13 protein-coding genes are annotated in these 14733 nt (G+C 46.2%); 10 read left to right on the top strand and 3 right to left on the bottom strand.

The genetic code is table 11. The features are described 5' to 3' along the window. Positions 1 to 90: 90 nt before the first annotated feature. Positions 91 to 876, bottom strand: coding sequence for a helix-turn-helix domain-containing protein (locus tag K7P76_RS13705; RefSeq protein WP_232185863.1), 786 nt, complete (start codon positions 874 to 876; stop codon positions 91 to 93). Between the two features lie 131 nt (positions 877 to 1007). After that, the gene (locus K7P76_RS13700; RefSeq protein ID WP_232185862.1) at positions 1008 to 1475 is read right to left on the bottom strand and encodes a hypothetical protein; all 468 of its coding nucleotides are present in this window, start codon (positions 1473 to 1475) and stop codon (positions 1008 to 1010) included. A 164-nt stretch (positions 1476 to 1639) separates the two neighbouring features. On the opposite strand from K7P76_RS13700, the gene K7P76_RS13695 reads away from it, so the two are divergent. Further along, positions 1640 to 3526 carry an LTA synthase family protein gene (locus K7P76_RS13695; RefSeq protein ID WP_309244762.1) on the top strand — a complete coding sequence of 629 codons (1887 nt, stop codon included), beginning with the start codon at positions 1640 to 1642 and terminating at the stop codon, positions 3524 to 3526. Positions 3527 to 3968: 442 nt separating this feature from the next. Here the strand turns inward: K7P76_RS13695 and K7P76_RS13690 are convergent, their stop codons facing one another. Further along, entirely contained in the window at positions 3969 to 5396 is a 1428-nt protein-coding gene (locus tag K7P76_RS13690; RefSeq protein ID WP_232185861.1) for an ArnT family glycosyltransferase, read from the bottom strand. A 208-nt stretch (positions 5397 to 5604) separates the two neighbouring features. Here K7P76_RS13690 and K7P76_RS13685 point away from each other — a divergent pair, with 208 nt between their 5' ends. The 9 genes from K7P76_RS13685 to K7P76_RS13645 all read left to right on the top strand — a co-directional run bounded on the left by K7P76_RS13685 (position 5605) and on the right by K7P76_RS13645 (position 14722). Beyond that, a complete protein-coding gene (locus K7P76_RS13685) occupies positions 5605 to 6507 on the top strand; it encodes an ROK family protein (RefSeq protein WP_232185860.1) in 903 nt (300 codons plus the stop codon). Between the two features lie 29 nt (positions 6508 to 6536). Next, entirely contained in the window at positions 6537 to 7496 is a 960-nt protein-coding gene (locus K7P76_RS13680) for an aldo/keto reductase (protein WP_232185859.1), read from the top strand. 88 nt (positions 7497 to 7584) lie between these two features. Beyond that, positions 7585 to 8619 carry a Gfo/Idh/MocA family protein gene (locus tag K7P76_RS13675; protein WP_232185858.1) on the top strand — a complete coding sequence of 345 codons (1035 nt, stop codon included), beginning with the start codon at positions 7585 to 7587 and terminating at the stop codon, positions 8617 to 8619. A 122-nt stretch (positions 8620 to 8741) separates the two neighbouring features. Further along, positions 8742 to 10043, top strand: a complete 1302-nt coding sequence (locus K7P76_RS13670) for an extracellular solute-binding protein (RefSeq protein WP_232185857.1) — start codon at positions 8742 to 8744, stop codon at positions 10041 to 10043. Between the two features lie 143 nt (positions 10044 to 10186). Then, positions 10187 to 11083 (top strand): carbohydrate ABC transporter permease, encoded by an 897-nt coding sequence (locus tag K7P76_RS13665; RefSeq protein WP_232185856.1) that lies wholly within the window; start codon positions 10187 to 10189, stop codon positions 11081 to 11083. Between the two features lie 19 nt (positions 11084 to 11102). Then, complete coding sequence (locus K7P76_RS13660) at positions 11103 to 11927, top strand: carbohydrate ABC transporter permease (protein ID WP_232185855.1); 825 nt, start codon at positions 11103 to 11105, stop codon at positions 11925 to 11927. 124 nt (positions 11928 to 12051) lie between these two features. After that, positions 12052 to 13176, top strand: coding sequence for an ROK family transcriptional regulator (locus K7P76_RS13655; protein WP_232185854.1), 1125 nt, complete (start codon positions 12052 to 12054; stop codon positions 13174 to 13176). 21 nt (positions 13177 to 13197) lie between these two features. Further along, the gene (locus K7P76_RS13650) at positions 13198 to 13935 is read left to right on the top strand and encodes a glucosamine-6-phosphate deaminase (protein ID WP_232185853.1); all 738 of its coding nucleotides are present in this window, start codon (positions 13198 to 13200) and stop codon (positions 13933 to 13935) included. 22 nt (positions 13936 to 13957) lie between these two features. Next, positions 13958 to 14722 (top strand): sugar phosphate isomerase/epimerase family protein, encoded by a 765-nt coding sequence (locus K7P76_RS13645; RefSeq protein WP_232185852.1) that lies wholly within the window; start codon positions 13958 to 13960, stop codon positions 14720 to 14722. Positions 14723 to 14733: the final 11 nt, after the last annotated feature.

Genomic DNA, 14733 nt, shown 5'->3' with positions numbered 1-14733 from the left:
AATAGAAGAATAATACATTCGGAAGACATTGTAGTTATTGAAATCAGATTATAATTTACGCGAAACGCTACGGATCGATAGGAAGAGAGATCAGCCGCGTTGCTGCTGTTTCCGCCATTCGGACGGCGAGATGCCTTCCGTTTGCTTGAACCATTGGGAAAAAGAATGCAGTCTGGCAAATCCGATTTGACCGGCGATTTCTTTGATGTCTTTGTCCGCGGAGCTTAGGAGCCATTTGGCCTCTGCCATTCGGCATTGCTGTTGGTAGTGTTTGGGGCTCATATGATAGATTTGCTCGAACAGTCGGCGAAATCCGGCTTCCGACAACCCGGCAAGCTCCGCCATTGCGGAAATTTGTACACCTTGCTGCAAGTTCTCGCGAATGTAATCCGCAGCGCTCGTAATGGTAAGCGCTTGTTGATCCTTCCGTGAATGTTCCAAAAGGAACAGAACAATAACTTCTGTCCAAGCGATATAATTCCACTGCTTTTCTTTCAAATGGGACGAACGAATCCGCAACCATTCGCGGAATAGTCGCCCAAACCGATCTTTATCCAAGCGGGATAAAGTGAAAACGACGGGTTTATCCTCGTTTACAAGCTTTCGCAGCAAATCTTTAATTCGGGGAGGAATTGCTGCCAGATGAATAACGGCATATCGGCTTTTGCCAAATCCTTCGAATCGATGTGACATATTTGCGGGAACGATGATAATATGGCCAGCCTCCAACATCTGTTTCCCATCGTTCCATTCGAATAGACCGCGACCCTCCATCAGAACGCTGATCTCCAACGTTTCATGACTATGAAAACCAGGATCCTGCCAGTCGCTATCCCCCGTCCCTATGAAGCTTCGATTTTGGAATTCGGAATGCATCCGTTATCCTCCCTGCCCGTTCGATTAACTCCCCATTTAGTAGACGAGAGTCGCTGTAATTAGTTGCGACAAAAAAGAACGCCGCCGTATTTAAACGGCGGAGTCCTGAATTTACCGATTAGTCTAGCGATTCAACCAGCTTTTATCAAAGCCATTGATTCTCCCGATTCCACGCTTAACTCCAGCGATTGGCTCATCACCTGCGTGAATACCGGTTCATTCGATGTCGGAATTACCCAAGTCGTTTTATCTTGAAGGGCGGACCGGGGAATTTGGAATGCGGTTCTCCAGAGGTTTTCCTTATGTTGCTCTGCATCCCTATCGATTCGGAGCACTACGCGGATATTTCCGATTACCTTGAATAAGTTGCTATAGTCGGACAATTCCACATCGATCCAATCGATAGATTCAACGCGTTCCACTTCCAGTGTAGCAATTATGCCCTGTTCGTTTACCAGTCGGACCCGATCCAAGTTGATATTTTTGTCGTTCAATTGGAAATCAGCCATCTCCAAAGCATGCGTTTTTCTTTTGGCCTTTACCAGCAAAGCAAAATCCACGTTTAACGTTGCTTGTTCACAGATACCGTTCTTGATCATGTGTGGACAACAAACTCCTTTTAATCATATGTTTTGTTCCGGTATCCATTTTACATAGATAATAATGCAAAGGCTGTTATACCATCGGGTATATTCTTAGGTCTTTTTGTCATAGAACAACGAATCCATTATAATAAAGCAATTACATCGCAGGAGAGGATTGTTTGAAAAAAGAATCTCTAACTTCAATTTTACTAAAACCATTTTCTTATACGTTCCTGCTAGTGCTGTTCAAACTCATGCTTCTACGCCTGTTATTATTTCAACAAATCGATTGGGTAAGGATGCCAGCGGATATCCTTGCTCTGCTTGCCATCCTCTGTACGGTGGAACTGATCACGTCCGCTAAATGGAAAAGCGTGTCTTTCGCGGTCGTTAACTTGATCGTTTCCGTGACGTTGTTCTCCTCAACCGTTTATTATACTCATTTCGGCTCCGTACCGACCTACACTGCTTTACTTGCGCTTAAGCAGGTGATGCAGATTAGATCTAGCATCGAGTCAACCGTTCAGGTAAGCCATTATTTATATTTCGTCGATTTGATTGTACTGATCCTCGTCTGGAGCTTGACCCGTAAAAGAGGGAGGACAATTCCCCGCGATAACGTCACTTGGAAGGCGAGCGTATTTCTGATTGTGATCGTATGCATACTGCTTTCCGGCAGGTACATTCGTCTTGGTGATTCGATTTCCAATGAGCTTGTACAAGCGGAAAGCCTTGGTTTTCTAGATTATCAAGTGGCTGCCGCTATCAAATTAAACCGAGCAGAAACTGCCGCGAAGAATGAAAATCTGCAGGATACGATCCATAAAATTAACCGGCTTCAATCGTCTTTTGCCTATCAAAGCCCTTCGGCCAAGGCGAAATCGCCTGCTTATTTTGGAGCGGCAAAAGGCAAAAATCTGATCGTCGTGCAGTTGGAATCCTTTCAGAACTTCCCTATCCGCTTATCGCTTAACGGGCAAGAGCTTACGCCGGTATTAAACGGGCTTACTAAAGAAGGTCTATACTTTCCGTATGTATTTCAACAAATCGGACAAGGAAATACTTCCGATGCGGAGTTTATGTCAAATACATCGATTTATCCAACGGGTACGATTGCCATGTCGATGGGCTACGGGGACCGGGAACTGCCAAGCTTGCCGAGACTGCTGCAGAAATATGGTTATGTGGCAGATACTTTCCATGTTAACGATGTCAAGTTTTGGGACCGAATTCAACTGTATCCGGCGCTTCATTTTGACCACTACTACGATAAACCGTTTTATCGGAACGATCATTTTAACGATTTCGGCGCTTCCGACGAAGAAATGTACCGGGTTGGCATGGAGAAAATATTGGGGCTCTCGAAAGAGCACAAACCGTTCTATACCCAGTTCATTACCGTATCCAGCCATTTCCCGTTTACAATGCCGGAGGATCGCAAGCGGATAAGCTTGCCCGATTCTTTGCAGGGTACCCAGTTAGGAAATTATCTTACCGCCGTCAATTACACGGATTACGCTCTGGGCACATTCATTGAACGGTTAAAGCAAGAAGGACTTTGGGATGATACCGTCCTGGTCGTATATGGCGACCATTTCGGACTTCAGCCGCAAGATAACGATCCGGCATGGGTCCAGTCGCAGCTCGGCATCCCCTATGAGCCGCGGGTATCGCGCTTTAACATACCGCTGATTATTCATCTGCCGGGGGAGAAGAAAGGGAAAGCGGTCGATCAGACAGGGGGGCAACTCGATATCATGCCGACTGTCGCCAACCTTCTTGGGATAAACTTGCAAAAAGAACAATTTGTTTCATTCGGGCACGATCTGCTAAATATTACTCGTAACACATTCGGTATGCGTTACTATTTGCCGACCGGTTCTTTCTTTAATAACGATATTTTGTTCGTTCCCGGCAAAGGGTTTGACGACGGCACGGGCATTTCGTTAAAAACGTTAAAACCAGTAACCGATATAAGTTCCTATCGCGATGATTACGACTATATTATGGAACAGATGCGCCTATCCGACGAATATGTTCGAGTATTGCCAAAGCGGGGACTATAAAGAGTAGCTAAATTCACTTATCGAATAGCTCACTTTTATCGAAAATCATGCTCAAAATGAAAAAGTGTTGGTGCAGGAGGTTTATACCTGTACCAACACTTTTTCGTCTTTTGCTGCTTTCTTGAGCATTCGGCTTTCACCAAGATAGGCAGGAGAAAATGAAGTCGCTCAGCCGATTCACGGCTGCATTTTCTGGTACCAAGAAGGGTTTCTTTTTGCGTATTTCGCTTTAATCGATGAAAAAAAAGAGGGGGTGTATCTCCTGTAGGAGCGACAGCGTTTGCCTTCGGAATCGTGAAATCTCCTTGTTACGAGTTTACCAATTCAGATTTCACGATTCCGACAGCAACCGGAAGGAGATCACCTCCGCAAAAACCATAATCGATAGAAACAGGAAAGAAGCTGCCCATAAGGTTCCGTTCCTTATGGGACTGCCTCTTCATTACATTTCAGCGCTCTTATTCTTTTGCCCAGCTATATTGAAGGACTGAATCATCGAATACATTTTGTAGACGCCGTAACTTTGCAATTGGATAAATGCTGGCATCAAGTCCAATCGGTAACGGGTTTGAATTTCGATGACCAGATGTACGGTCGCATAGGCTAGCAACAAGATGACATATAAGTGAGACTCATGCGTCTGCTTCATTCTATATAGAGCCAACAAAGAAAGAACACCGAAAGCGCTCATGACGATATACATCATTCTTTCTATTTTATTCAGAGTCACGCTCAAATCCGGCTTGTTCATCTCCTGCAAACTCCATGAAGTTGAGGCATCGCCCGATCCCCATAGACTGACTAGTTTTCGTGTCATAAGCGCCGCAAGTTCAGGTTTATCCGCAAGTCGTTCTTTGATGACTTCTAATTCAGCGCGATTCCTTTCCTCGCCCAATTCAAACTGCAGCACGTATCTCGCATCTTCCATCGACCAGGCGCCGTCCGTTTTCGCGTTTAATCCGACCATGAACTTCCAATAAGGCTCCCGGTTCGAAAGCGGATATTTCGTTATATCCGCGGATAGGATCGCGTAGCTCACGAGAGACTGTACCAAATAGAAAATAGCGACGACACCCGCGACTTTGGCGATTATTTTCCACGCTTGAGGTTTGGAATACGTCCGCAATTGATGAATCAAGAAGAATAGTATCAGCCCAATTATAAAGACACTGCCTAACGGTCTGATTATATTCGCGATGCCGAACGACAAGCCGATATAGATCCATCGATATTTCGAATCCCATCCTTTAATGAGGAAGAGACATCCGAGCATGAACAACAAAGTAGACAGATGCTGGTTGGTCAACACCGAACACATAATGATATTGGGAATATATAGCGCATAGGCAAGCGAGGCTATCCTTCCGCAAAACTCATTAAACATTCGAGCGGCGGTAAAATAAACGATAACGGTTGTCCCTACGCTGAATACAACGTTCATAAATTTAAGAATGAATAACGAACTTCCGAACAGCTTAATGATTAATGCTTCGTATAGGGTGAAACCGAGCTGATACACCCAACTGGTGAAATACTCGGTATCTGCAAAGGAGAAGTCGCCTAATGCAGCGCTCTTGGCGGCCGTATGCATATAGAGAAAATCCGAGGCCGGAGGCGTTTGAATCCAGAGGATCCAAACTATCCTTATAAGGAAAGCAAGTGAAATTAACGATAGGATAAACAATCTCTTAGATAAATAGCGGTCCGCTATGTAAGAAACAAGCAGTAGGATTCCCAGTGTTACCAACGCTGTCGTAACTGTCGTCAGCGCCGAATCGAATAGGGTCAAGGAATTAGTAAATGAGCTAACCAAGGCGACGATGAAAAACAAGCAGCCCGCAACGGTAACGATTTTCCCCAAAAGCTTCATGTTAACTCCTAAGATGATGAATTGAATTTTCATTAAATTATAACTTAACTTTATTCAATTATCATCATGAAGGGCAGAACATTTCCTTAATATTCACACGTCGTATGCGTTATCGCTTATCTTGACGACGGAACCAAAATGATTTATCATACAATTTAGTTAGTTCATTCTCAGAACAAACTAACAGAAAGAGTATGGAGGTACATCATTGACCGATCTAAACCATAACGATTCCGATGTCCTTTATGTTGGCGTCGACATAGGCGGAACCAAAGTGATTGTCCAAATTGTCGACCGCAATGGACTTGTTGTCTCTAGGCACAAAACAAGAACTTCAAGCGATTTGAATAGTATTGCCCAGATCGTCAATCAATGCGTTGCCGATTCCAAAATAAATAAAGAAAAAATCGCGGGATACGGGTTCGGTGTTCCTGCCGTAACGGATATTGAGCAAGGGATTGTCATAGAAGCTCCGGCTTTACAATGGCATAATCTGAACTTCGTGGAACAAATGCAAGCTTTATTGAAGAAACCGGTTACGGTTGAGAATGACGTGAATTGCGCGGCGCTTGGAGAAAGGTGGCTTGGAACTGCCAAATCCGTTGACGATTTCGTATTTATAGCCATTGGAACGGGCGTTGGCGCGGCTATCGTAACCGGGGGGAAGCTTCTACGCGGCAACCGGTTCATGGCTGGAGAAATCGGATATTTGCTGTCCGAAGAAGATTGGCAGGACAATATGAAGGTAACGTTCAAAAATTTCGGGGCTCTCGAAGAGAAAATATCAGGAAGAGCGCTGTCAGGCCATCGTATTCAACCGGAAGCGATATTCGAGCAATATAAAGAGAACAAAGGAGAAGGCTTCGACATCTTCGCTAAATATCTCAAGACTTTATCGATAACAATCGCCAATCTCTCGAGCTTATTAAATCCGCAGAAGGTCATTCTCGGTGGAGGGGTTGCGGAATCGCTGTCCGATGTGCTCGATCATTTGCGGGACCAGGTCGAGAAGATGTCTCCCGTACCCGTGTGCATCGAATGTTCTACCTTAGGTGAAAATGCCGGTGCTTATGGCGCTGCCGCATTTCTAATAAACAAGCTTAACGCGTAATAGGAACATCAAGAGGACGGAGGAGTTTTATGAAGAGAATTCAGATTCCAGGCGTGCAGCTGGCATCGACGCAATTGGTTATGGGTACGGGCGGAGACGCTTACCATCCAGATCACATGGATCATGTAACCCGATTATCCGATGCTTATTTCGAGTTGGGTGGTAATACGTTCGATTCCGCTCATCAATATGAAGGCAGTGAGGAAGCGCTTGGCCGCTGGCTGGAAAAGCGGAATATTCGGGACCGGGTCGTTATCTTGACGAAGGGCGCTCATCCTGACGATGGGAATCCCGGACCGAGGGTAAGCGCTAAGTACATTAAAGAGGATCTCATGGATAGCCTTGATAGGCTTCGCATTAAATACGTGGATATGTATGCGCTTCATAGAGATGATGTGACCGTTCCGGTCGGGGAAGTCATAGAAACCCTGAATCAAGCACTTCGCGATGGACATGTCAGAACGATCGGCGCATCCAATTGGACGCTAAGTCGTGTAATGGAAGCTAATCAATACGCCGCGGACAACAACCTTAAAGGGTTTGCTTTTACAAGTCCGAACTTCAGCTTGGCTAAGCCGTTGGAGCCTCATTGGCCCGGATGCGTTTCGGCGGATGAAAGCTTTTGCCGGTGGCATGAGAACAATCAGATTCCGTTGTTGGCGTGGTCATCCCAGGCAGGCGGTTTTTTCTCGGGTAGGTTCTCTCCGGATAATCGGGACAACGAGGATATGGTGCGTGTTTACTATAGCGACGAGAACTGGGAGCGGCTGAAACGGGCTAGACAATTAGCGGGTAAGAAAGATGTGACTCCGATTCAAATCGCTTTGGCATATGTGCTCCATCAGAGGTTTCCGACCTTTGCTCTCATCGGCCCGGAGAAGGTCGAGGAAATGAAATCGAGTTTTGCGGGGGCAGAAATCGCCTTGAGTCCAACTGAGCTTGCGTGGCTGGATTTGAAGACAAATGATTCTATCTTCGATAAGGAGTAAATAGATTGTTTGGACTAAAAGCAAACGAACGTGGTGCCGGTATTCGACATGTCAGGAAGCGTTTCAAGAGTTGGGAGCGTGATGCGAAATGAGTAAAACGAGAGTCGCGGTCGTAGGCTGCGGATCGGTATCGGATAAATATTTGCCGGACTTATTGGCGAATCCTTTCGTGGAAGTAACATCCTTATGCGATGCAAGCAAAGAACAAGTAAAGCGGCAGGCGGAAACGTTCGGCATCGATAGAACATACTCCGACATTAGTCAACTGATGGCCGACGGGCAATTCGATTTGCTGGTTAACCTTACCTCGATGAAGTTTCATGCACCGATCAACCGTATGGCATTGGAGGCGGGGAAACACGTATGGTGCGAAAAACCGATGGCCACCGATTTGAAAGAAGCCTATGAGCTCATTTCTTTGGCCAAGCAAAAGGGTTTAGGCATGTGGGCAGCGCCGAATTCCCCGACTTCTCCGGCATTCAAGACGATGAAAGAAATCGTTGCATCCGGAAGCATTGGCAAAGTGTTCGCCGCTCACGGGATTTATGGGTCGGAAGGACCTTCCTGGAGTCCATGGTTTTATAAGAAAGGCGGCGGAGCTTTATACGATCTTGGCGTATACAACATCACCACGCTTGCGGCCATACTGGGTCCGGTTCAACGCGTTACGGCGTTCATAGGGACGGCGCTTCCCGAAAGAACGATCGACATTGGGAATATCGAAGTGGAATCGGATGACAACGCAGTTGTCGTTATGGATCATGGCAATAGCGTTCTGTCCGTCATTCAGACAGGTTACGTCTACGGAAAACAATTGGAGGATGTTACGATCCAAATTATCGGTACCAACGGTGCCGTAGCGATGGAAGGATACGACTGGGATCCCAAGGGAGTTCGGGTATGCGAAGGCATGACCGGACAATGGAAAACCGTTTGCCGGGATCAGAAGGGGTATGACTGGTTCTCGGGCGCATCCTATGTAGCGGAATGTCTGGCAATGGGCAAAGAACCGGAGATGACGGGGGAACAAGCGGTTCACGTTCTCGAAATCATGAATGCGGCACACGAATCCGCACGGACAGGCAGAGTAGTTAACTTGGAAAGCACGTTTTTTTGGAAATGAGCCAAGTCCGCTTCTTAACCTATCAATAAAGGGAGGTGATCATCCTTTCGAGTCGGTAATTGGTTTCTGTTAGTTATTGAATGATTAATTTAACAATCTGAATGAAAAGGGGAAACGTACAAATGAACAAGAAAACGAAAAGTCTTGTCGTGCTGATGTGCATGGTTTTGTTTCTCGCAGCTTGCGGCTCCAACGGAAACTCCAACGGCAGCGGCGAAAAGGATCCTGCAAAGCCTAATAAAGGAATTACCCTCACCGCGATTACGCCTCCGGGCATGGAAGACTACTATAACGCAAGATCTAAAGCATTCGAAGAAAAAACCGGCGTAAAAGTAAATATCGAAGTCGTTGCATGGAATGATATCATCACCAAATTAACGAATGATGCCGTGTCGGGAGCCCATACCTACGACATCATCGGCATCGACGATATTTATTTGGCTAAATTCGCGGACGCGGAATGGATCGTACCGGTTGATCAATATATGACTGAACAACTCAAAGGCGATTTGATGGATTACGCCAATCGGTTCATTCAATACAAAGGAAAAACGTATGGTCTACCATGGTACACAGCTTGGAAAACGTTCGGATACAATAAGGATTTGTTGAAAAAAATCGGCGTGGATCATCCGCCTCAAACGTGGGACGAGTTCATTCAGGACAGCCAGAAATTGCAGCAGGAAGGCAGTGTGCAATACGCTTCCGCTTGGAGTTGGGGCAGAATGGAGGCCGTCATATGCGATTTTGTCGCTATCATGGGAACCATGGGGGCTGAGCCTTTCGAGAACGGAAAGCCGAACTTCAATACCGAGAAGGGCTTGGAAGCTTTACAGCTTATGTATGACATGATTTACAAATACAAAATCGTCGATCCGGCATCTATCCAATTTGCGGAGAGCGAAGTGAATTCCGCATTTGCGGCAGGGCAAACGGCTTTCCAATTCCAATGGGGAATTCCGTTGGTGGATCTGAATAAACCGGAAAATTCCCAAGTGGCCAACATGACGGATTTGTCGCTGTTCCCGAGCAAAGCCAGCTCGGCGTCGACCATAGGCTCGTTCGTTCAAGCGATTTCCAAAGGCTCCAAAAATCCGGAAGCGGCATGGGACTTCATTCAATTCCTCAATGGGCCTGAAGGTCAAAAAGACATGATATTGAAAACTGGCGGTACAGATAAATTCACCGCATGGAAAAGCGTTTCCGAAGATCCGGAAATTCAAAAAAACCTGCCTGGTTTTGAGATAGCCATGAAGCAAGCGGATACGGCTCTGGCAAGACCGCAATTGCCGTGGTACCAAGAATGGTCCGCTATGATGCAAGATCGAATCCAAATGGTTCTGCTTAAATCCAAAACACCGAAAGAAGCCCTTCAGGAAGCCGATCAAGAGACACAGAAAATCATCGAGAAATACAACAAATAATTCGTGAAAACCTGAAGCCGTCTTTGAACCGGAATGGAGGGAGCTACGGGCGGGATGTCAAGACGACGTCTCGCTCGCAGCCCGCCCTTATCGTCCGACGAAAAGAAGCGTTGGAGATAGGTTTTTGATTGGGGGGAACTACAGTGAACCATAACACGAAGATCATGTCGGAAGGCCGGTTTGCTCTTATTTTATTGGCGCCGACTTTGCTTCTTATCGTGGGGCTTTTGCTTTATCCGCTTCTCTATTCCATCTATTTAAGCTTTGTAGACTTGAATATCACGAATCCCGCCATAGGTACTAAATTCGTCGGATTCAGAAACTTCATGGACAATCTGAGCGATCCCGTGTTTTGGAACAGCTTAAAGATAACTTTTAATTTTGCCTTCGTTACGGTAATTGGCAGTTTGCTTGTCGGGTTATTCGCGGCGTTATTGTTGAACAACAAAATTCGCGCGCGCGGGTTGTTTCGTACTTTGCTCCTCATTCCATGGGCGATCCCTCTTGTCATCGTCGGCATGATTTGGAAGCTTATTCTTCATCCCAATTACGGTTCGCTTAATGCGTTGTTAATGAAAGCCGGAATCATTCAACATAATATCGTATGGTTATCCGACGCAAATTGGTCGCTGGTCATGCTGTTCATTTCTGAAATCTGGAGATCGTTTCCTTTCGTAGCCTTGTTGTATCTCGCGGCTCTGCAAACCATTCCGCAGGATTTGTTCGAGGCGGCATCCGTCGACGGGGCAACGAAACGCAAAGCATTTTGGCATATCACAATGCCTTATTTGCAAGCGACGACGCTTGTTCTGCTTATTTTGCGGACAATCGATGCGTTCCGGTCTTTCGATCTTATTTTCGCTATGACAAAAGGAGGTCCGGCAAACAAAACGGAAATTGTCGGCCTGTATTTATATAAACAAGGTTTTACGTTCGCTAATTTCGGCGGCAGCGCTGCAGGAAGCTACATCGTGACTTTGCTTATTCTCGTGCTTGTGTTCATTTACATCAAATTAATGAAGGTTCATAACATATCCTAAGAGAAAGGGGACGAATCTTTTGAAAAAGCTGTTGATGTATATTGGATTAGCCATACTTATGGCTTTTACTTTAGCTCCCTTTCTCTCCACTCTGACGACAAGCTTCTCTACCAATCAAGACATTATTAGCGGCGCGAACCGTTTTTTTCCTAGGCACATTACCTTTGCAAATTTTGAAAAAGCGATTATGGGACAATCTGCTTTGTCCGGCTTCGTGTCATCCATGTTCAACAGCTTGACCGTGGCGGCTGTGACTACCTTTTTCTGTTTGTTGTTCGGCGCGTTAGGCGCTTATGCATTCGCAAGGCTGAATTTCCGTTTTCGGGACAGCTTCATGCTGCTAGTGTTAATAACCCAGATGATTCCCGGTATCGCCATTCTCATACCTATCTACGTGATTTTTCGCCAAATGGGTTTTCTGGACACGAAGACCTCCATTATGCTGGCGCAAATGGCGTTTAACCTGCCTTTTATCATATGGATCATGCGAAGTTTCTTTTACTCCATTCCGAAGGATTTGGAGGAGGCGGCGTTCATTGACGGTTTGGGACGGTTCGGGGCTTTGTTCCGAATTATTATGCCGATCAGCACTCCGGGACTGTTCGCTACGGGTGTATTCGCGTTCATGAACTCGTGGAATGATTTCCTCACGCCTCTTGTCCTGACATCGAGCCAGCATGCAAAGACGATGCCGGTGGCCATCAATGAATTTTTAGGTAGATTTACGGTCGATTACGGATTGCTTGCCGCCGCCGGATTTATTGGAATTATCCCTCCGATTCTGATTATCCTTTTCTTCCAGCGCTACCTTATAGAAGGTTTGACGGCGGGAGCGGTTAAATAGGCAAGCCTGAAAAGGACGATTGACGGAATATTTATTTGTGTAATACTGAAAATAGATAATTTTGTTCGGATTCATAACAAACTAACATTATCTATTTCAGTTCGTTGAAGGGGCATGAATGACTATGAAATCAGCAAATCTTGACTTAATAAAAAAAATCAACCGTGACTTGGTACTAGATACGATCCGCACGGATCAGCCTATCAGCAGAGCTTCGATCGCTCAGAAAATCGGAATGAGCAGGTCAACGGTTTCTTTGATCGTCGACGAACTGATCGCTAAGAAATTCGTATCGGAAACAGGCTTGGGTTCCTCAACCAAGGAAGGCGGCAGAAGGGCGATTCAATTGCGCTTCAACCCGAGTTCCGCTTATGGCATAGGAATTGAATTGGCGGATAAAGGATATCTTATTTGCGTTTCCGATCTGGACGGGACAATCGTTACCCAAGTCAAGTACAAAGAGAAACCGACATTGGAAAGGATCCGCGATCACCTCCTGGAGACGGTTCAAAAAGCGAATATTTCGCTGGATAAAGTCATTACGGTCGGGTTTTGCGTGCCGGGATTGACGAACAGCGTGGATGGCATAGTCGTGGATGCTCCGGAATTGGAGTGGAAAAACGTTCATTTGGCCGGGCAATTCCGCAAGCTTCTGGATAAGCCGATTTATGTGAATAACGATGTCAACTGCGCCGCCCTCGGGGAGCGCTGGCTTGGCGCAGGACAGAATATCGACGATTTTATTTATATCTCGATAAGGGCCGGTATCGGGAGCGCGATTATAGCCAACGGCAAATTGGTTCAAGGGAAAGATTTTATGGCAGGAGAGCTCGGATATTTTGCGTTTGAAGAGGACCTTCTGTACCAGAACGTGAATACTTTAGGCAGCTTCGGAACTTTCGATAAGAAGGTATCGGTCGATGCCCTGTCACATTACGCGTCGTCCGTTGAGGATTTGTTCGATCAATACAAAAGAGGCGAAATTCAAGCGGTAAGAGTGGTTCAGCGCTTCGTTAACCATCTGTCTCTGGGAATAGCCAATATGGTAAGCCTGCTTAACCCCGAAAAGGTCATCATTGGCGGACAATTAGGATCGTACATGGAAGGTTTATTGCCTGAGGTGCGCCAAATAGTGGAGCGAATAACTCCGATTAGAACGCTGATCGAGCCGACCCAAGTCGGAGAAAATTCCGGTGTTCTGGGAATCATCGCGTATTCCTTCGAGAACGTTCAGGATGTCATTAATTAATAGGAAAGGAAGATTTAATTCATGAAAATAAACATTGCACGTAACTACGAGGATATGTCCAGGATGGCTGCGGAACATATTATCAACACCGTAAACCGGAAGCCGAATGCGCTCATATCGCTTCCAGGAGGATCGACTCCGCTAGGGACATTCCGTTATTTAATTGAAGCCTCCAAGCAGAACCGGGTCTCATTCGCGCAGTGCCGGTTCATTAGTTTGGACGAATGGGTCGGTTTAGGCGGCGAAGATGAAGGCAGCTGCAGAATGACGTTGGATTTGCACTTCTTCGAACCTCTGAACATTAGCGAAAATCAGATTCATTTCTATGATGGCCTGAGCCAAGACTTGATGGGTGAGTGCGATAAAATGGATTTTTTCATTAAAGAGCACGGTCCTATCGATCTGATCGCTCTTGGCGTGGGTTTGAACGGACATCTTGGATTTAACGAGCCCGGCAGCCGGATGGATGCCTATTCCCATGTCGTAGAGCTGGATGAGGTTACCCGGGCGGTTTCGGTAAAGTACTTCTCCGAGCAAAAGAATTTGAACCACGGGATTACTTTAGGCATGAAACACATTATGGAGACGATAGACGTGCTGCTTCTGGCCGACGGCGACAAGAAAGCCGAAATCGTGAAGGCAACCGTATTGGGAGAATCGAATGACCAAGTACCTTCGAGTCTGCTCCAGCGGCATGGCCAAGTCGAATTGTTTCTGGATGAGAGGGCAGCTTCGCTGCTCGGGAATCAAATCACTTAAATACGATAGGGGATGAATAATCTTGAGACATAAATTTGCCGCTCAACTCTATACGCTTCGCGATGAATTGACGAAGGATTTTCCGGGCACGCTGCGAAGGTTGAAGAGGATGGGGTGGGAAGCCGTTCAGATCGATGGTTTGTTTGGTCTTCGTCCAAACGAAATTAGCGCAGTACTCAAAGAAACGGGACTTCGAGCAGCGGGCATGCATGTAGGCTTGGACCGCATGAACAACGAACTGGAAGCCGTATTGGAAGAAGGCAGGGCATTCGGAACGAAGGATTTCTTCTGTCATTACCTTGAAGACGATATGCAGCATGTCGATGGCTATATTCAAGCGAAGAAGGAGCTTCTTGCTACGGCTGCCAAAGTTAATCCTTTTGGCTACAGAGTCGGTTACCACAACCATGACTTCGAGTTTCACACGATGGTTGAAGATAAGATCGCGCTTGATTATTTGATGACACCTGTGGGAAATCAGTTTCTTTATCCGGAAGTGGATACCTATTGGGTGAAATATGCAGGGCGAGATCCTTTGGAATATATTCAGAAATTTCCGGGCCGAATTCCGATCCTGCATTTGAAGGACATGACGGCCGACGGGAGAAAATTTTACGCCGAAATCGGGACGGGTTTGATCGATTTCGAACCAATTCTGCAGTGGGGCGAGAATAACGGAGTCGAATGGTATGCCGTCGAACAGGATGAATGTGCGGGTAGCCCTTTTGACAGTTTGGATATCAGCTTGACGAATCTGGTGAAGATGGCGGAAAAGCTGGGGTTGTAATTTGAAAGCGA

Source organism: Cohnella silvisoli (genome assembly GCF_021190915.1).
Classification (GTDB): Bacteria; Bacillota; Bacilli; order Paenibacillales; family Paenibacillaceae; genus Cohnella; species Cohnella silvisoli.
This window is presented reverse-complemented; position numbering and strand designations above follow the sequence as displayed.

What these genes read in the sequence shown, in the direction of transcription:
- K7P76_RS13700 (WP_232185862.1), bottom strand. Translation starts at nt 1,475, where the DNA reads ATGATCAAGAACGGTATCTGTGAACAAGCAACGTTAAACGTGGATTTT.
- K7P76_RS13655 (WP_232185854.1), top strand. Translation starts at nt 12,052, where the DNA reads ATGAAATCAGCAAATCTTGACTTAATAAAAAAAATCAACCGTGACTTG.
- K7P76_RS13705 (WP_232185863.1), bottom strand. Translation starts at nt 876, where the DNA reads ATGCATTCCGAATTCCAAAATCGAAGCTTCATAGGGACGGGGGATAGC.
- K7P76_RS13650 (WP_232185853.1), top strand. Translation starts at nt 13,198, where the DNA reads ATGAAAATAAACATTGCACGTAACTACGAGGATATGTCCAGGATGGCT.
- K7P76_RS13680 (WP_232185859.1), top strand. Translation starts at nt 6,537, where the DNA reads ATGAAGAGAATTCAGATTCCAGGCGTGCAGCTGGCATCGACGCAATTG.
- K7P76_RS13675 (WP_232185858.1), top strand. Translation starts at nt 7,585, where the DNA reads ATGAGTAAAACGAGAGTCGCGGTCGTAGGCTGCGGATCGGTATCGGAT.
- K7P76_RS13690 (WP_232185861.1), bottom strand. Translation starts at nt 5,396, where the DNA reads ATGAAGCTTTTGGGGAAAATCGTTACCGTTGCGGGCTGCTTGTTTTTC.
- K7P76_RS13670 (WP_232185857.1), top strand. Translation starts at nt 8,742, where the DNA reads ATGAACAAGAAAACGAAAAGTCTTGTCGTGCTGATGTGCATGGTTTTG.